The organism is Hydrogenophaga crocea, assembly GCF_011388215.1.
In the GTDB taxonomy this organism is placed as follows: Bacteria; Pseudomonadota; Gammaproteobacteria; order Burkholderiales; family Burkholderiaceae_C; genus Hydrogenophaga; species Hydrogenophaga crocea.
Window position 1 is genome coordinate 72,769 of sequence record NZ_CP049989.1, and the last position, 17,293, is coordinate 90,061.

A 17,293-nucleotide genomic window follows, 5' to 3' on the forward strand; every position below is an offset into this window, starting at 1 on the left:
GGCGCATCAGCGCGGTGCGATGGGCGGGGGGCGCAGGGCAGGGCACACGGCCACGCCATAGCCGGACCCCGAGCGGAACAGGCGGTCGAGCGCGGCCGGCACGTCCGCGCGCCGGGGCGGCAGCCGGCAGGCATCGGCATCGGCGCGCGCGTGCAGTGCGGTCATCGGCACCAGGTCCACCGCCTCGCGCGCACCGGCGGGTGGGCATCCCTTGAGCCGCGGCTCGTAGGCGGGCTCGAAGGCGTTCGCGGGCCGCAGCAGCGTCAGCCAGGGCGGCACGCCGCACACCGCCACCCCGCGGTCCTGCAGTTGCCGCAGCGGTCCGAGCGCGGCCGCGGCATCGGGCCGCTCGCGCCAGGCGCTCACGCCATCGCGCAGCAGCGATTGCGCCAGCCCCGCGCTGGCCAGCAGCGCGCACAGCAGCGCCGTGGTCCGCGCTGCGGTCGGCCCGGGCGCGCGCGGCGGCGCATCGCGCAGCGAGGCCAGCAGCACCACGAACAGCGGCGCCAGGTTGTACCAGGCCGGCGGCACGCGCAGGCCGAAGTACGCCACCAGGGGCAGCAAGAGCAGCAGCGCGGGCCGCCGCCAGCACGCCAGCGCGAACACGCCCGCCATCGCCAGCCCCAGCAGCGGGAAGAAATCGCTGCGCACGAAGTACACCAGCAGGCCGCCGTCCTGGCGGCCCGCGAACTGGCTGCCCTGCTGCGACAGGCCGGCCAGCAGGTCGGCAAGCGGGAACGGATAGGCCAGCACGATCAGGCCCTGCACCGCGAGCACGGCCGGCAGGCCCAGGGGCGCGCCCCGCCACAGGGCCCGCTGGTCGTGCGCGTCGAGCGTGAGCAGCGCATGCGCTGCCGCCAGCAGGCAGGCCGTGGGCTGCGTCCAGGCCAGCAGGCCGATGCTGGCCACCCAGGCCCAGGCCATGCCGCGCACGCGCCATGCATGGCCCAGCAGCGCGATGGGCATGGCGAGCGTTTCGGGCCGAAAGCCCAGCTTGGCCTGCAAGGCACCAACCACCGCGATCAGCAGTGCGGTGGCCCACACGCCATGGCGGCTGCCGAAGCCCCAGGCCAGCGCCAGGGCCGTCAGGCCCATGGTGATCGCCAGCGCGATGAAGCCGCCCTGCAGCGAGCAATCGGGATTGAGCAGCGACAGCAGCCCGGGCCAGGCAATGCCGTGCCACACGTAGCGGTAGGCGCCGGTGGGGTCGAGCGGAAAGATCGGCGTCTCGAAGACGCCGCTGGCGCAGTGGTACTGCGCGACCGAGGCAAACAGCACGCCGTCGCCCACCGGGGCCGGCAGCGGCAGCGCCGCGAACACCGCCACGCGCGCCGCCAGCAGCGCCAGCGCCAGCGTGGCCAGCGCGCTGTCACCACCCCAGCGCATCGATCACCTCGCCGGCCCAGCGCTCCATGGTCGGCAGCGTGGGCAAGGGCCGGTCGAACAGGCCCGGCCGCTGCACCCGCCGCAGCATGGTCTGCAGCGCCGCCGCGAAGCCGGCCTCGCCGGGCTCGGCGATCAGCACCCAGGGCGTGCCTTCGAGAATTTCGCTCACACCCGATTCGCGGTTGAGCACCACCGCGCAGCGCCGGTACAGCGCCTCGATCGCCGGCAGGCCGAAGCCCTGGCGCGCGGGCATCAGGAACACATGGGCCAGGCGGTACAGGTCTTCCAGCCGCGCGTCGCTCACGAAGCCGTGGAACACCACGCGATCGGCGATGCCCAGCGAGGCGGCCAGCGCCTGCAGTGCGTCGCCCTCGGGCCCCTTGCCCGCGATGTGCAGCCGCCAGCGCGGCCCGCCCGGGTCGCCGGCGGCCAGCGCGCGCAGCATCCAGTCGATGCGCTTGCTGGCCTGCAGCCGGCACACGCTGAGCAACTGCACCTCCTGCTCGCTGCGCAACGGCAGTTCACCGGCGATGCGGCCATGACCGCCCAGGTAGTGCACCTGCGCACGGCGCCCATAGAGCCGGTGCATCTCGTGCGACAGCGCCTGCGTGTTGGTGAGCAGTTGCTGCGCCGCGCGCACACCGCGGCCCGTGGCCCAGTCGCGCACGCGCAGCCTCATGCGCTCGCCCACCGTGTCTTGCGGCGCGGGCGAGAGCAGGCTGTAGGTGTCGGGGATGCGCAGCTGGAAATGGCGCGCGCCCACCAGCCCGGCGTGCATGGCCGACTGGATGTTGAACAGCGCGGGCAGCGGCGAGCCCATGGCCCGGATGCGCGCCAGCGCAGCGCGCAGCGCCCAGGCCTTCACCGGTCCGCCGGCCTCGGGCCGCAGCTGGTGCACGCGCAGCGGCAGCGTGGCGTGGCGCGCCAGGTCGATGTGGTCGTGGTAGCAGAGCACACAGTGCGGCTTGCCGCGCGCGTGCAGGCCTTCGCTGAGCGCGAGGATCACGCGCTCCTCGCCGCCGAACTCCACGAACTCGGGCTGGAAGATCACGGCCTCGCCGGCCGCGGGAAACGAATCGCCAACGCTCATGGAACGGTCCTCGTGTCGGTGCGGCCTTCGGTGGCCGCAAGCCGGGCGAGCAGGGCGCTCAGCACGGCGTCGCGGTCGATGTGCTGCTCGGCGTGGGCGCGCGCGCGCTGGCCCAGCGTGAGGCGCCGCGACGGGCTGTCCATCAGCGATGCCAGCGTGGCCGCGAGCGCGCGGTCGTCGCCCGGCGGCACGCAGGCCCCGCAGCGCGAGACCACGTCGGCCAGCTCCGTGCCCTCGCGGCAGGTCGCGATCACCGGGCGTCCGCTGGCCAGCATGTTGGTGAGCTTGGAAGGCAGCACCAGGTCTTCGGCTTCCACGCTCTGCGGCAGCAGGTGCACGTCGGCCAGGCCCAGCAGATCGCCCAGCCGCTCCAGCGGTTGCAGCGGCAGCAGCCGCAGGTTGGGCAGGCGGCGCGCCGCCTGTTCGAGCTCGGCCTGCATCGCGCCCTGGCCGCACACCACGAACACGATGTCGCTGCGGTGCGCGAGGTGCTGCGCGGCGCGCGCGATCACGTCCAGCCCCTGCTTGGCGTTCCAGGTGCCCGAGAACAGGGCCACACGCACCCCGTCGGCCAGGCCCAGCTCGGCGCGGTAGGGGCTGGGGCCGGCGAGCGGGCGCACGGTCTGCACGTCGGCCCAGTTGGGAAACAGGCAGCCCCGGGCTTCGTCCACGCCCTTGCGCCTCAGGTGCGCGAGCATGCGCCCAGAGATCGTGGACACGGTGTCGAAGCGGCGCAGCAGCCACGATTCCAGGCCCAGGGCCGTGCGGCGCAGCGCGGCGTGGCGCAGCAGGCCCATCTGCAAGGCCACGTCGACCTCGAAGTCCTGCACATGCAGCCACGCCTGGGCGCCCGTGGCCCGGGCCGTGAGCCACCCCATGGGCGCGCACAGCAGCGCAGGCGCCACCACGATCACCGCGTCGGGGCGCCAGGCCCACTGGCGCAGCATGGCCGGCAGCGAGGCCAGCGCAAAACTCGCGAGGTGCAGCACGCGCTTGAGGCCCCCCGGGTGCCGCGGCACCCACAGCGGTGCGCGCCACACGCGCACACCCTGCCACGTGTGCTGGCGCCAGGCCGGACGGCGCCAGCCGGCATCGACCTGCCAGGCCGGGTAGTAGGGCGGCGCGCACACCACGCGCACCTCGTGTCCGCGCGCGGCCAGCCAGGCCGCCATCTCGCCCGAGTACTTGCCGATGCCCACGGGTTCGGGGGCGAAGTTGGTGCTGTAGACGAGGATCTTCATGGCCGGGGTTCGCGGGCCGCGGCCTCGCGCTCCTTGACCTTGAGCACGATGAAGTACTCGTAGATGCACTGCAGCAGCGCGTAGCGAACGCCGGCCATGCCGTCGAGCAGGCCGCGACGCCACAGCAGCATGTACAGCAGCTTCACCAGCGGCCGCGCGGGCAGCCGGTAGAACAGCGCCTTCTGGTGCACGCGCCGCTGGTTGAAGTCGGCGCCGAACAGGGCGATGCGCCACGAGGGCCGGGCGATCGCGCCCTGCACGATCAGATCGGCCTCCATGCGCGAGTACTGGTTGTGCTTGTGCAGCCAGTGGTCCAGCCCCTTCGAGAACGGGTAGTGGTCGAATGGCGCCTGCAGGTCCTCGATGCCGCCATCGACCTGCAGCACCTCGTTGATCTCGCGCTCGTAGCGCACGTGCGGCGGCCGCACCAGGCGCACGTAGAAGGGCGAGATCTGCGAGTGCCTGAGCCAGCGTCCCCACCAGATGTCGCGCCGGCGCATGCGCGCGGCCACCACCCCGGCGGGCGCGCGCTGCACGAAGCGGCCGATCTCGTCGCGCAGCGCTTCGGGCAGGCGCTCGTCGGCGTCGAGGATCAGCACCCAGCGGTGCTTGAACGGCAGGGCCAGGCCGGCGTTGCGCTGGCTCGCGTAACCCGTGAAGGCGCGCTGCGTCACCGTGGCGCCCGCGGCCTGCGCCAGGGCCACGGTGCGGTCGTCGCTGAGCGAGTCGAGCACGTGCACATCGTCGCTCCAGGCCACGGTGGCGAGGCAGCCCGGCAGGTCGCGCTCCTCGTTGCGCGTGAGCACCAGCACCGACACCGGCAGATTCGCTGGCGCGCTCATTGAACGGCCCCCCGGCGCCGCTGGCGCACCCGCACGGCGGGGTGGCCGGCCCACACCGTCCATGCCTCGTCGACCGATCGCATCAGCACCGAGCGCGCGCCGAGCACGCATCCCGGCGCCAGACGCACGCCGGGCCCGACGAAGGCCTCGGCGCAGACCCAGGCGTGTTCGCCGATGTCGATCGGCCGGGCCACGAGCTGGAAGTTGGGCGAATCGATGTCGTGGGTGCCGCCGCACAGGTGCGCGCCCTGCGAGATCACGGCCCCCGAGCCGATGCGCAGCGGCCCCATGTTGTAGAGCGTCGCGCCATCGCCCACGCCCACCCGGTCGCCGATCTCGAGCTGCCAGGGCGCCCAGATGCGCACGCCCGGGTACACGTGCACGTGCCGGCCCAGGCGCGCCCCGAAGGCCCGCAGCAGCGTGCTGCGCCACGCGTGCGCGGGCCGCGGGCTGGGGCGAAACAGCAGCAGCCATACCAGTCCCCAGAGCGCGCGCGCGAGCCGGTTGCCCAGCGCGAACGAGGCCTGCGTGGCCGGGTCGTTGCCCTGGACGATCATGGCCGCCCCAGCGCATGCGCGACGTCGATGAGCGACTGCGCCATCGCATCGACCGAGAACTGGCGCCGAAAGAGCGCGCGCGCCGCCTGGCTCATGGCGTGGCGCTGGTCCGCGTCGAGCGCGAGCCAGTGGGCCAGCAGCCGGCGCATGCCCTCGGCGCTGTCCGTGTTCACCAGGCCGGCGCCGGCCGCCTGGATCTCGCGCCAGATGTTCACCTTGTCCGAGATCAGAACCGGCAGGCCGCAAGCCAATGCCTCGGCCACGGCGATGCCGAAGTTTTCCTGGTGCGAGGGCAGGGCGAAGGCCTCGGCCAGGTGCAGCGCGCCCCACTTGGCCTCGCCGCTGAGCATGCCGGTGAAGTGCACGCGGTGGGCCACCGAATGCCGCCTGGCCAGCAGCTTGAGGCGATCGAGCTGCCCGCCGTCGTCGGGCCCAGCGAACACCAGGTGCAGGCCCGGGTGCCTCGGTGCCTCTTCGCCGAAGGCCTCCACCAGCAGGTCGCAGCCCTTCTTCTCGTGCAGCCGGCCCAGGAACAGCAGCAGCCGCTTGCCGCGCAGTTCGGGATACGTTTCGAGAAACCGCTGCGCCAGGCGCGGCCCGTCTTCGGGGGGCGGCCGCGTGCCGTAGGCCACCACCTGTTCGCGCGCGGCATAAAGCCAGAACGATTCGCGCGCGAGGCGGCGTTCCTCTTCGCTGGTGAACAGCACGGCCGCGGCGTCGCGCAGCACGCGGTAGTCGCCCCAGGGCCAGTACAGCCACTTCTTGAGGTGCTTGAGCGGGTAGGTGTGCTTGAACCAGGGGTCGAGCATGCCGTGCGTGAACACCACGTAGGGCAGGCCCATCGCGCGATGGGTGTGCCAGGTGGCCAGGCTGTGGTACTGCCAGAGGCCGTTGACCACGGTGAGGTCATAGCGGCGCGCGTGCTGGCGCAGCCAGCCCGAGAGGCCGCGGTGGAAGCCGTACTTGCCGTGGCCCGGGCCGATCGCGTGCACCGTGAGCGGGTGTTCGCGCACGTGCGGCATGGACGGGTCGTCGAGCGCGACGATGTCGACCTCGTGCCCCATCTCGCGCAAACGCAGCCCGCGCTGCAGCACCCCTTCCATCGGGCCGCCGCGGCGGGGATCCACGGTGGGCAACACGTGCAGCAGTTTCATGCGACCGCCTGTTCCTGGGTGAAGGACCGGTAGAGGAAGCGGGCCCAGCCGCGGTGGTTGCCCACGGTGTGGGCGGCGCCGGGATGCAGCCACTGGTGGATGGGCACGGCAAAGCCGGTCTTGGGCCGTTCGAGCACCGGCGCCGGCAGCTGCGGCGCCACCGCCCGCGCCACCGCGCGCTTTTCGCGCGTGGCCGACAGGCCGGGCAGCTCGCGCCATTGCCGCAGCAGCGTGCCGTCCACGAACGGCACGCGGATCTCGAGCGAATGCGCCATGCCGGCCCAGTCGGCGTCGCGCAGCAACTGGTGGCGCATGTACCACTGCATCTCGAGTGCCGAGAGCGCCAGCCGCGGCGAGCGAAGACCACGGGTACTCGCCTGCAGGCGGGCCAGCGTGTCGAGTTCGGCCAGACCTTGCGCGGCGAGCTCCGGGTCCATCAAGGCTGGAATCTCCCAGGGCATGAACAGCGCACGCCGCAGCAAATAGGCGCCACCGATCGAGCCGCCGTACTCCACCAGGCCGGCGTACTTCGCCGAGGGCAGCAGCCCTGGCATCCGGCTCATGGCGTGGCGGATGCCCAGTCCCAGGTGAGGCACCCGGGCCAGCGGCTGTATTCGCCGCTGCAAGGTCGGCACCTGGCTGAAACTCGGGTAGGAGCCGAACAATTCGTCGCCGCCAATGCCCGATAAAGCCACCTTTAGGCCTTGTGCAGCGGCCGACTTGGCCACGAACCAGGTGTTGATGCCATCGACGGTGGGCTGGTCCATCGCGTGCATCAGGGCTTCGCGGTCCTTTGCAAAGTCAGACGCATTGAAGCGGTGCAGGTGGTGTTTTGCGCCGAGCTGGCTGGCCACTTCCGCCGCCAGCGCGGCCTCGTCCTGGCGGGTGCCCGCGTACTCGTCGAAACCGAGGGTGACGGTGTGCAGGGCCCGGTGCCTGGCGGCGCAAGCCGCGATCATGGTGGAGTCCAGTCCGGCCGACAGGAATACGCCGACCGGCACATCGGCCACCATGTGCGCGGCCACGCTGTCGTCCACCGCGCGGGCGATGTCGTTCAACGGTTCTGCGAGCGGATCGCGCCGGGCCTCTTGCGCGCACAGCAGGCCATGAAGTGGGCTGTCGAAGGGCACCGCGCCGCCGGCTTTGCCGTCGCGCACCTGCATCCAGTGCCCTGCAGGCAGGGCCCGGATACCCTTGTAAAGCGTCCAGGGGTCCGGCACCGATCCCCACAGCAGGAAACCCGCGTGGCCAGCAGGCTCCGGTCGACGGTCGACGTCCGCTTCCAGCAACGACTTGACTTGTGAGGCGAAGCGCAGCGTCGCGCCATCGTCGGCGACGTACAGCGGCTTGACGCCGAACGCGTCACGCGCCAGAAACAGCGCGCGGCTGGCCGCGTCCCAGATGGCGAAGGCGAACATGCCGCGCAGGCGGCCGAGCATGGCCGGGCCGTCGCGCGACCACAGCTTGAGCAGCACCTCCGTGTCGGACGCGGTGCGCATGGCCACGCCGCTGCGCACCAGGTCTTCGCGCAGCGCCGCGTGGTTGTAGATCTCGCCGTTGAAAACGATCTGGTTGCCGTTGCGTTCGTCGCGCATCGGTTGGGCGCCGCTGTCGTCGGTGGCGATGATGGCAAGGCGCCGGTGCGCCAGCGCAACCCGCCCATCGCTTGAACACCACAGGCCTGCGCCGTCGGGTCCTCGCGCTCGCATGCGCTCCCGCATGCGCATGAGCTCGTCCAGGTTCACAGGAGAGGCGTCCGGGTGGTAGGCCAGCGTGCCGGCGATTCCGCACATGGGTCAGCGTCTTTCGGGTGTCGGCATGGCGGCGGCAGGCGTGGCGGTATCGCTCAGCAAGCGCGCGTAAATGCGGAGGTATTGATCGATGGCTTTGGAGGCCTCGAAGCGGCGCGACCAGGCCACGCAGGCGGCGGCCCGGCGGCGCCGCTCACCGGCGGGCACGTCCAGCAGCGCCTGGAGCACCTGCGCGCCATGGGCTGCCCAGGCGTCAATGTCGTCGCTGGCATTCAGCAAGGGCAGGTAGCGCGATTCGGGTCCCCCGATCTCGTTCATGGGGGCGTCGTCGGTGGTGATCACCGGGCAACCGCAGGCCTGCGCCTCGATGATCGGCCAGCCGAAGCCTTCTGCCAGGCTCGGAAACAGCAGCGCCTGAGCCAGCGAATAGGCCGCCTGCAGCGCGGTGTTGTCGAGGTTGTAGAGAAACCGAACCTGGGCCGTCGGGGGAAGCGCATGGACAGCCTGTCGAATAGCCGGGCTTTGAGGCACCCCCACCAACCACAGCGGCAGTGGCTGCGAATGGCGGAGGACGTGCTGTGCATAAAGGCGCAACACCCCCTGCACGTTCTTGTACCAGCTCCCACCGCTGACGTGCAGCAACATCCCGGGACCCGGCACGGGGTGGCCCGCGGCCTCGAGGATGCCTGTCGCGGCCTCGGCCGTCATCGGTTCATAGGGGTGATTCATACCGTTGTGAACCACCTCGCAAGTGGTGGCCTGCAAGCGACTCAACCGCAGCAAGTCTTCCCGGGTCCGTTGGGAGATGCAGATGAAGTGCCTCGCGTGCTGATAGCCGTGGCGAATGAAGCGCTGATAGAGCCGGCCAGTAAAGCGTGTGGGGTTCTGCGGAATCTCGCCGAGGGCGCTGCGAAGCGCGAGCAGATCGTGCACGTGGACGACATGCGGACGGTCCTGCAGGCGCGGCGCCCAGGGGCCCTGCGCCTGATCGGTGAGCACGAAAAGGGTGTCTGCGGGCTCTCGCGCCACAGCCCCTCTCAACCACCAGGCGAACAACAGGTACTGATCGACGTAACCGGCCCATTTGCTCAAGGCGCCACGCTGTATCCATGCACGCAGCCGGGCGGGCGGCGCCCACACCTGCACCTCGTGACCGCGCGCTTCATACGCCGATCGCAACATGCCTGCAAAGCGCGGCATGCTCTGCGAATCCATGAACGCCGGGTGGGCCAACAGCACGATGCGCACGGCTCAGGCCCTCCCGGGCTGGAGCCCGCGCGCGGGTTCGGCGGGCAGGGCGTCGACCGAGGGCCGCGAGCCACCGAACAGCGCGCCCAGCGCCCGCGCCACACCGGCCACCAGCAGGAACAGCACGATGTTCTGCGGCAGGTTGCGCACGGTGCCGATGAGCCAGGCGTGCAGTGAGTCGTTGCTCAAGCCGTTCTGGAACAGCTTCCAGACCAGCAGCATGCCCACGGCCGACAACATCACCTGGCCCCGGCGGTGCCGGAAGGCCAGCAGGTCCATCGCCGCAAAGGCCAGCAGGCAGCCCGCGAAATACATCGCCAGAAAGGCCGGCCCGGCCACGCCGAGGCCTTGCGCGAGCATGGAGCCGGTGCGCCGGCTGCCCAGCGCGGCGCCCTGGCTCAGATGGCTCAGGTAGTCGCCGATAGAGAACTCGAGCGCCTTCTTGTCGATGTCGATGCCCAGGCGGCGGATCACCGGGTCGGGCAGCGCCACCCAGAACATGTCGAGCGTGGTTTCAGTGAGCAACTGCCGGTCGCTTTGCGTGAGCGTGCTCGCGAAGTACAGGGCGTTGTCGTGAAACTTGGTTTCGACCAGGCGCGCCAGCAGGGGGTTGTCGAAGTAGTGCTCGTCGTACTTGCGCAAGGTGTCGGCGCGCTGCTCCTCGCGCACGTTGGCGAGCTCCTCGGGGCGCGTCCAGTAGTGAAAGGTGTTCTGCACCATCTGCACCGCCGACACGCTGCCGCGCGCCTTGCGCGCCACCACCATGGCCGTGGCGAGATCGCTGAGCGGAATCGACAGCGCGGCCAGCACCAGGCCGGCCACGGCCACCTGCAGCACGCGCTTGCCCGACACGGGTTGCGCGCTGCGCATCACGCCGAGCAGCACGAACAGGCCGACCGTCACGAAGCCCGACAGCATCACCTGGCGCGCGTTGGCGGCCAGGCCCAGCAGCACCACCAGGCCGGCAAAGAACAACAGGCCCAGCCACTGCTGGCGCCAGCGGCTGTAGGCCTCGCCGAACTGCAGCATGTACATGGGAATCAGGAACGGCGCCCAGGCCAGGAACGACAGGCCCTGCATCACCTTGCCGAAGGTGCTCTCGCGGCCTGCGCCCAGCAGAAAGGCCAGCAGGCCCACATAGCCCGTGAACCACAACACACCGGTGCTGGGCGTGGCATACAAGCCCAGGCCGCGCAGCCATTGGCGCGGCAGCGATTCGCCGTGCGCCCCGGACGGGCTGAGCACCCAGCGGTAGCCCGTGTGCGCGAGCATGGCCAGCAGCTGGAAACCGGCCAGCATGCCGAAGGTTTCCAGCGGCAGCCGCAGGTTGCCGGCCAGCGAGGTGCCGTACGCGGTCTGGCCCAGCAGCGCGCCCAGCTGGGTGGTCACGCAAAAGCCGAACAGCGCGAAGGTGGACAGCGGGTGGGTCTGCAGGGCCGGTGTCCACAGCAGGTAGAGCAGCACCGCCATCGACGAGGCGAAGGCGATGCAGGCCGAGGCGATGTTGTCCGCTGCGGGGTCGATCAGCAGCTGGCCCGCCAGCGCCCCCAGCGAGAGCGCCATCAGCAGGTACAGCACGAACCGGCCGGTGCTCGGGGCGGCAGATCGACGGACCGGGGGCGTGTTCATGGGGGCGCGGGGTGGATGGGGGTCAGCGTCGGCTGGCCAGCGGCAGAAAGCGTTGGGCGCGCTGGCGCAACCACGTGCGCTGGTCTTCGGGCAGCCGGCTCAGGAAGGCGGCCATCAGCGCGCCCGTGCCCAGCAACACCCCGCTGCAGACCGCGGGGCCCCACGGCGGCACCCAGGCGATCGCCAACATGGCGGCCACGCACACGGCGGCCTGCAGCAGCGCGAACCGGAACAGGCCCTGCGGCCACACCAGGCCTTGCTGCGCCATCCAGCGGCGCGCCCGCACCAGCATCGTGACGGCGCTCGCGGTTTCCGCCGCCAGCAGCACGGCGGCCACGCCGCCCATGCCCAGCCGCCCGTCGAGCCAGACGATGCCCGCGACGGTAAAGCCCGCGAGTGACGCGGCGGTGACGAACTGCACCCGCAGCAGGTTGTTGCCGACCACGATGGACTCGGCTGGGCGCGCCAGTGCAAACACCAGCATGGCCGCGGAGAAGAGGGCGAACACCGGCGCGTCGAAGGGCAGCTTGCCCTGGGTCCAGGCCTCGAACAAGGCCGGCCCGAGCGCCTGCAGCAGCACCAGCAGCGGGCCGAGCATGAACACCACCAGCAGCCAGATGAAGGCGAAGGTGCTGTCGATCGCGCCCTGACGGCGATCGCGCAGAAAGCCCATGAACTCCGGAAACAAGGGGTCGATCACGGTGGCCACGCCCTGCAAGGCCAGGTTGCTCGCGGTACGCAGCGTGGTGAACACCACCGCGGGCGCGGCGCCCAGCGTGGCGCTCACCAGGACGCGTGTGCCTTGCTGGCGCACCAGGCCGAGCAGGCAGGTCAAGCCGAGACCGAACGAGGCCAGCAGGTTGCGCCAGCCCAGCCGCCACGAAGGCAGGCCCAGCCGCACCCGGTGGGCGCGCGCGATGCCCCACAGGTCGGCGAGGTACAGCAGGTGCAGCGCCAGCGTGAGCAGGCCCAGTGCGATCGACAGTTGCAGCAGGCCCGCGCCCCGGTGCAGCAGCCCGGCGGTGGCCACGGCGTTGGCCAGTGCGATGCCCACGCCCCACCAGGCGGCGCGCGGAAAACGGCCGAAGGCGCTCGCGACCCGCCCGTACAGCCCACTGATGCAGACCGAGAGGTAGGTGGTTCCGCAGTGCACCAGCAGCGCCGTGGTGGCTTCTGCGGTCAGCCGCGGCGGAAGCAGGCCATCGAGGTCGAACAGGCGCGCGGCCTGGCCGCTCAACGCCAGCGCGCCGAGCAGCAGCCATTCCGCCAGCCCCAGCGCCAGGCTGAAGGGCAGGGCGGCCGACAGCAGCGACGAGATCGCGCGGGCATCGCGTTGCGGCACGCGCAGGATCTCGTTGCCCACGTAGGTGTGGTGGGCGTAGCTGAAGATGCCCACGAAGCTGCCCACCGACACGATCACCAGCCAGCACCCGTACTGCTCGACAGGCCAGTGCGTGAGGAACACCGGCACCAGCCCCACCTGGGTGACCACCATCACGCCGATGCGCGCCCATGCCGCCAGGCTTCCCGACAACACACGTGCGGCGGTTCCCATGGCGCTGCTCAGGCGTGCTCGCTGTGCATCGCCGCCTCGATCACCGTGGCCGGCCCTTCGTCGAGCGCGGCGCGCAGGATGCGCTGCATCACGCGCTCGTTGTGGTGTCCGTCGCGCTGGTAGCGCCGCTGCCCGGCCTGCGCAAGGCGATCGCGCCGCGGCTCGTCGGCCAGCAGGGCCGCGCAGACCTCGGCGCATTCCTTTGCGTCGCGCCAGAACACGGCCTCTTCGCCCTCGCGGTACAGCCGCTCGTGCTCGTCGGTGCGCTCGGCGCACAGCAGGCCGCCGAGCGCGGGAATTTCCAGCGAGCGCGTGGTGTGGCGGTCGCGGTTGTCGTGCGAGAGCAGGCCCAGGTTCACGCGCGCGCACTGGATGGCGCGCGCGTAGTCGTCGCCGCCGATGGCGCCGCCCGCCCAATGCGCCTGCAGGCGTTTCCACTCGGGCGCCTTGTGCCAGTTCGGGCCGCGGATGGTCAGCGGCACGCCGCGTTCGATGAGTTCGAGCAGGAAGGGACCGCGGTCGGGAAACCAGGAGCCGAGGAACAGCACGTCGCTGCCCCATGCGATCCGGTCGAGCGCCGACACGGCGCGCGGTGCGTGGCTGACTTCGTCGGCGCTGCGGAACACGCGCATGCAGCGGCGTGCACCCAGGCGTCGCAGCTCGGGCAGGTTCTCTTCGCGCACCACCACGAGCAGGTCGTAGTCGGGCACGGCCTGCCGGTAGGCGGCGAAGCGCGCGCCGTCGCGTGGCCCTGTGGGGTCGTCGATGTTGTAGTTGACGATGCGTCGGGCGTGCCGGCGCAGCCGCGCCACCACCTGCGGCGTGACCCACTCGCCGCCGTCCACGTGGCAGACGTCGAAGCGACGCTGCCCCAGCACGCGCTGCAGGCCGCTGTCGATGCGGCGGCCGAACCAGTGGCCGCCCACGTGCCAGGTCCAGCGGTCGACCCAGGGGCTGGCGGGCAGCAGCTCGCGCAGGTCGAGGTGCTCGACGCTCGCGCCCAGCCGTCGCAAGGCGCGTGCGCGGTCCAGGCAGGTGCCGCTGCGCGGGCCGAGGTAGAGCACGCTGCAGCCGGCCGGATTCATGCCGCAGCCTTGTCGAGGAACACCTCGCGGTACACCGCGCGCAGCCCGTCTTCCAGCCGGCGCTGCGGGCGAAAGCCCAGGGCCGTGAGGCGGCTCACGTTCATGAGCTTGCGCGGCGTGCCGTCGGGCTTGCTGCGGTCGAACTCGATCGCGCCTTCGTAGCCGACCACGCGCGCCAGGGTTTGCGCGAGCTCGCGCACGGTGAGGTCTTCGCCCACGCCGATGTTGATCAGCGGCGGCTCGAAGCGGCCGGTGGCGGCCTCGTCGCTGCCCAGCAGGCTGTCGAAGCCCGCGTCGTCCAGGCGCATCAGGTGCAGGCAGGCGGCGGCCATGTCGTCGCTGTGCATGAACTCGCGCCGCGGCGTGCCGCTGCCCCACACGCTCACGCTCGGCGCGCCGTTCACGCGGGCCTCGTGGAACTTGCGCATGAGCGCGGGAATGACGTGGCTGCTCTGCAGGTCGAAGTTGTCGCCGGGCCCGTAGAGGTTGGTGGGCATGGCCGCCAGAAAGCGCGTGCCGTGCTGGCGGTTGTAGCTCCAGCACATCTCGATGCCGGCGATCTTGGCGAGGGCGTAGGCGCGGTTGGTGGGTTCGAGCGGGCCGCCGAGCAGGTGAACCTCCTGCAGCGGCTGCGGCGCCAGGCGCGGGTAGATGCAGCTCGAGCCGAGGAACAGCAGCCGCTGCACGCCGTGCCGCCAGGCCTGGTGGATGGCGTTGGTCTGGATCAGCAGGTTGTCGCGGATGAAGTCGGCCGGTTGCTCGCGGTTGGCGAGGATGCCGCCCACGCGCGCCGCCGCCAGGAAGACGTAGGCCGGGCGTTCGCTGGCGAAGAAGCGTTCGGTGGCCGCGGCGTCGGTGAGGTCGAGCTCGGCGTGCGTGCGCAGGATCAGCCGCCGGTGGCCGCTGGCGCGCAGGGCCCGCACGATGGCCGAGCCGACCAGGCCGCGGTGGCCCGCGACGTAGATGGGGGCGTCGAGGTCCACGGCCTCACTCCTGGTACTCGTAGGCCGGAAACCCCGCGAGCTTGACCATCGCGTCGCGGCGCGCGATCTGGTAGTCGGTGAGCACCATTTCGCGCACCAGCTCGGGCAGGCCCACGCGCGGCGCCCAGCCGAGCTTTTCCTTGGCGCGGCTGGGGTCGCCCAGCAGCGTCTCGACCTCGGTGGGGCGGAAGTAGCGCGGGTCCACGCGCACGATCACGTCGCCTTCGCTGACCTTGAGGTCGCTGCGGCTGGTCGATGCCACCACGCCGGCTTCGTCGATGCCCTCGCCCACCCAGGTGAGCGCGATGCCCAGCTCGGCCGCGGCCATTTCCACGAACTGGCGCACGCTGTGCTGCACGCCGGTGGCGATCACGAAGTCCTCGGGCCGGTCCTGCTGCAGCATGAGCCACTGCATCTCGACGTAGTCGCGCGCGTGGCCCCAGTCGCGCAGCGCGCTCAGGTTGCCCAGGTACAGGCAGTCCTGCAGGCCCAGCGCGATGCGCGACAGCGCGCGCGTGATCTTGCGCGTGACGAAGGTCTCGCCGCGGCGCGGGCTCTCGTGGTTGAACAGGATGCCGTTGCAGGCATACATGCCGTAGGCCTCGCGGTAGTTCACCGTGATCCAGTAGGCGAACAGCTTGGCCACCGCGTAGGGGCTGCGCGGGTAGAACGGCGTGGTTTCGCGCTGCGGCACTTCCTGCACCTGGCCGTAGAGCTCGCTGGTGCTGGCCTGGTAGAAGCGGCAGGTTTTTTCGAGGCCGTGCTGGCGGATGGCTTCGAGCAGGCGCAACGTGCCCATGGCATCGGTGTCGGCCGTGTACTCGGGCGTTTCGAAGCTCACCGCCACGTGGCTCATCGCGCCGAGGTTGTAGACCTCGTCGGGCCGCACCTGGCCCACGATGCGCGCGAGGTTGCTGCTGTCGGTGAGGTCGCCGTAGTGCAGCACCAGGCGGCGGTCTGCCTCGTGCGGGTCCTGGTAGAGGTGGTCGATGCGGTCGGTGTTGAACGACGAGGCGCGCCGCTTGATGCCGTGCACGCGGTAACCCTTGGCCAGCAGCAGCTCGGCGAGGTAAGCGCCGTCCTGGCCGGTGATGCCGGTGATGAGTGCGGTTTTGGGGGTCATGGTGCGTTCGTTGGGTGGAGCGCGAGGCGCGTTGCGGTGTCGAGTCCGGCGAAGCGGCCGCGCAGGGCCGGGTCGATGGCGGCGACCATGGCCGCCGCGAAGGCGGCCTGCACCGCGTGGCCGCGGCGGTGGTCGCGGTCGATCGATGACACGCGCACCAGCATGCCGTCGGGGATGCGCCGCTCGAGCAGGCCGTAGCGCATCTCGGTGAGCTTCTTGTCGAAGCCGCCTGCGGTGATGTGGTCGCCCACGACGGTCCAGTAGGTCACGGGCTCGAAGCGCTGGCCCAGGTGGGTGCGCATGCGGCGCGCGGTGATGGTCTGGTCGGCGAGCGCGAGCGGGAAGGTCTCGATGTGTTCGAGCTTGAAGCCCTGGGCCGGATAGCAGACCTCGGGCAGGTGCAATTGCAGGTTGTCGGTCTGCGCCTTGCCGTAGGCGATGGACAGCATGATGCGGTAGCCGTCGGCGTGCGCGTAGGTGCGCGTGAGCACCTGGGTGTAGATGGCGTCGATCGTGCGCTGCAGCTCGGGGTCGACGATCTGCACCGGCACGTCGCCGAGCTCGCGCCAGTCGGCGAAACGCGGCGGCACCATGGCCTTGAGGTCGATGGGAGCGCGCACGTCGGCCAGGCTGCCTTCGGGGCGCAGCGCCTGCGCCAGCGCGGCGCCGCCGGCCATGAGGCCGCCGAGAAGCAGGTGTCGGCGCGGGATCGTCATGGTCAGGCTCCCAGAACGGCGGGTGGCGGGGCCGGGGGCTGGCCGCGCAGGCGCTCGACGAACTGCAGCAGGTTGTCGAAGCCGATGATGAGGATGAGCGCGCTCAGGAACAGCACCATGCCCGCAAAGCCATGCAGGAAGCCCTGGCCGGCTTCGTTGCCGAAGTGGTAGGTGATGAGGCTGAGCGCCATCACGCGGATCACGTTGGCGGTGAACGAGATCGGCACGATCAGCAGCGCCAGGCCGACGTTGCGAAACAGCGAATCGCGCCGCACCAGGTTGAGGTAGAGCAGGCCGAGCGCTTCCAGCGTGAGCAGGGTCTGCAGGCCTGCGCAGGCGTCGGCCACGAGCAGCATGTACTGGCCGATCTGCAGCACCACCCCGTTGCGGCCGATGGGGTAACCGAAGGCGTAGAGCACGTGCTCGGCCACGTAGGACACGGCCATCTTCATGGGCATGGTCACCACGTCGACCACCTGAGGCGGCAGCGGCACCATGAAGCCCATGAAGAACAGCGCGAACCACTGGGCCTTGAGCGCGGACCAGCCACGCAGCACCACGATCAGCCCCGCGAGCAGCCAGATCACCGAGCCGACTTCGAACACGCCCACGCCCTGCGAGCGGCCCAGCGCATAGAACAGCAGGGCCAGCGCCACGAGCGGCCAGCCCCAGGCGCTGGGCTGCCGGCCTTCGGCGGCGGCTTCCATGGCGCCCCAGTTGCGGTACAGCAGCCACAGCGAGATGCCGAGCACGATCGGCCCGTGCATCTGCTCGTCGCGCGCCCAGGGGCCGGTGAAGAGGTCGGCCAGCGTTGGCACGTAAAGGACACACAGGCCGGCCAGAATCGGCAGCCAGGCCAGCCAGCGCTGCACCGGGTTCGCGCGGTCCCCGGCCGAGAGGAAAGGATCGTTCGTGTTCACGTCAGTCTCGAGA

At 70.9% G+C, this 17,293-nt stretch carries 15 protein-coding genes; all 15 read right to left on the reverse strand.

Features of this window, described 5'->3' with window-relative positions:
• Positions 1–6 precede the first annotated feature (6 nt).
• From G9Q37_RS00365 to xrtB, 15 genes are read right to left on the reverse strand one after another with little or no spacing between them, the layout of a single operon-like run.
• A complete protein-coding gene (locus tag G9Q37_RS00365) occupies positions 7–1,386 on the reverse strand; it encodes a hypothetical protein (protein WP_166222929.1) in 1,380 nt (459 codons plus the stop codon).
• Positions 1,370–2,476: a glycosyltransferase family 4 protein gene (locus G9Q37_RS00370; protein WP_166222932.1), complete on the reverse strand. Its 1,107-nt coding sequence runs from the start codon at positions 2,474–2,476 to the stop codon at positions 1,370–1,372. The genes G9Q37_RS00365 and G9Q37_RS00370 overlap by 17 nt, the downstream gene beginning before the upstream one ends.
• Positions 2,473–3,717, reverse strand: a complete 1,245-nt coding sequence (locus tag G9Q37_RS00375; protein ID WP_166222934.1) for a glycosyltransferase WbuB — start codon at positions 3,715–3,717, stop codon at positions 2,473–2,475. The genes G9Q37_RS00370 and G9Q37_RS00375 overlap by 4 nt, the downstream gene beginning before the upstream one ends.
• Positions 3,714–4,559, reverse strand: a complete 846-nt coding sequence (locus tag G9Q37_RS00380) for a glycosyltransferase family 2 protein (RefSeq protein ID WP_166222936.1) — start codon at positions 4,557–4,559, stop codon at positions 3,714–3,716. Before G9Q37_RS00380 ends, G9Q37_RS00375 begins: the two co-directional genes overlap by 4 nt.
• On the reverse strand, positions 4,556–5,116 hold the full coding sequence (locus tag G9Q37_RS00385; protein ID WP_166222938.1) for an LbetaH domain-containing protein: 561 nt from the start codon (positions 5,114–5,116) through the stop codon (positions 4,556–4,558). The genes G9Q37_RS00380 and G9Q37_RS00385 overlap by 4 nt, the downstream gene beginning before the upstream one ends.
• Positions 5,113–6,270, reverse strand: a complete 1,158-nt coding sequence (locus G9Q37_RS00390) for a glycosyltransferase (protein ID WP_166222940.1) — start codon at positions 6,268–6,270, stop codon at positions 5,113–5,115. Before G9Q37_RS00390 ends, G9Q37_RS00385 begins: the two co-directional genes overlap by 4 nt.
• A complete protein-coding gene (gene asnB / locus G9Q37_RS00395) occupies positions 6,267–8,015 on the reverse strand; it encodes an asparagine synthase (glutamine-hydrolyzing) (RefSeq protein WP_240936462.1) in 1,749 nt (582 codons plus the stop codon). The genes G9Q37_RS00390 and asnB overlap by 4 nt, the downstream gene beginning before the upstream one ends.
• Before the next feature lie 51 nt (positions 8,016–8,066).
• Entirely contained in the window at positions 8,067–9,269 is a 1,203-nt protein-coding gene (locus G9Q37_RS00400) for a glycosyltransferase (protein WP_166222944.1), read from the reverse strand.
• A gap of 3 nt (positions 9,270–9,272) precedes the next feature.
• Positions 9,273–10,898: a hypothetical protein gene (locus G9Q37_RS00405; RefSeq protein WP_166222946.1), complete on the reverse strand. Its 1,626-nt coding sequence runs from the start codon at positions 10,896–10,898 to the stop codon at positions 9,273–9,275.
• A 22-nt stretch (positions 10,899–10,920) separates the two neighbouring features.
• Positions 10,921–12,453: a lipopolysaccharide biosynthesis protein gene (locus G9Q37_RS00410; protein WP_166222948.1), complete on the reverse strand. Its 1,533-nt coding sequence runs from the start codon at positions 12,451–12,453 to the stop codon at positions 10,921–10,923.
• 8 nt (positions 12,454–12,461) lie between these two features.
• Positions 12,462–13,538, reverse strand: a complete 1,077-nt coding sequence (locus G9Q37_RS00415; protein WP_166222950.1) for a CgeB family protein — start codon at positions 13,536–13,538, stop codon at positions 12,462–12,464.
• Positions 13,535–14,521 (reverse strand): GDP-L-fucose synthase family protein, encoded by a 987-nt coding sequence (locus G9Q37_RS00420; RefSeq protein ID WP_166222952.1) that lies wholly within the window; start codon positions 14,519–14,521, stop codon positions 13,535–13,537. The genes G9Q37_RS00415 and G9Q37_RS00420 overlap by 4 nt, the downstream gene beginning before the upstream one ends.
• A 4-nt stretch (positions 14,522–14,525) precedes the next feature.
• A complete protein-coding gene (gmd, locus tag G9Q37_RS00425; RefSeq protein WP_166222954.1) occupies positions 14,526–15,644 on the reverse strand; it encodes a GDP-mannose 4,6-dehydratase in 1,119 nt (372 codons plus the stop codon).
• Positions 15,641–16,360, reverse strand: a complete 720-nt coding sequence (gene epsI / locus G9Q37_RS00430) for an exosortase-associated protein EpsI, B-type (RefSeq protein ID WP_166222957.1) — start codon at positions 16,358–16,360, stop codon at positions 15,641–15,643. The genes gmd and epsI overlap by 4 nt, the downstream gene beginning before the upstream one ends.
• A gap of 2 nt (positions 16,361–16,362) precedes the next feature.
• On the reverse strand, positions 16,363–17,280 hold the full coding sequence (gene xrtB / locus G9Q37_RS00435; protein ID WP_205710696.1) for an exosortase B: 918 nt from the start codon (positions 17,278–17,280) through the stop codon (positions 16,363–16,365).
• Positions 17,281–17,293: the final 13 nt, after the last annotated feature.

Coding starts and splice junctions, on each gene's coding strand:
- G9Q37_RS00365 (WP_166222929.1), bottom strand. CDS start 1,386: ATGCGCTGGGGTGGTGACAGCGCGCTGGCCACGCTGGCGCTGGCGCTG.
- G9Q37_RS00370 (WP_166222932.1), bottom strand. CDS start 2,476: ATGAGCGTTGGCGATTCGTTTCCCGCGGCCGGCGAGGCCGTGATCTTC.
- G9Q37_RS00375 (WP_166222934.1), bottom strand. CDS start 3,717: ATGAAGATCCTCGTCTACAGCACCAACTTCGCCCCCGAACCCGTGGGC.
- G9Q37_RS00380 (WP_166222936.1), bottom strand. CDS start 4,559: ATGAGCGCGCCAGCGAATCTGCCGGTGTCGGTGCTGGTGCTCACGCGC.
- G9Q37_RS00385 (WP_166222938.1), bottom strand. CDS start 5,116: ATGATCGTCCAGGGCAACGACCCGGCCACGCAGGCCTCGTTCGCGCTG.
- G9Q37_RS00390 (WP_166222940.1), bottom strand. CDS start 6,270: ATGAAACTGCTGCACGTGTTGCCCACCGTGGATCCCCGCCGCGGCGGC.
- G9Q37_RS00405 (WP_166222946.1), bottom strand. CDS start 10,898: ATGAACACGCCCCCGGTCCGTCGATCTGCCGCCCCGAGCACCGGCCGG.
- G9Q37_RS00410 (WP_166222948.1), bottom strand. CDS start 12,453: ATGGGAACCGCCGCACGTGTGTTGTCGGGAAGCCTGGCGGCATGGGCG.
- G9Q37_RS00415 (WP_166222950.1), bottom strand. CDS start 13,538: ATGAATCCGGCCGGCTGCAGCGTGCTCTACCTCGGCCCGCGCAGCGGC.
- gmd (WP_166222954.1), bottom strand. CDS start 15,644: ATGACCCCCAAAACCGCACTCATCACCGGCATCACCGGCCAGGACGGC.
- epsI (WP_166222957.1), bottom strand. CDS start 16,360: ATGACGATCCCGCGCCGACACCTGCTTCTCGGCGGCCTCATGGCCGGC.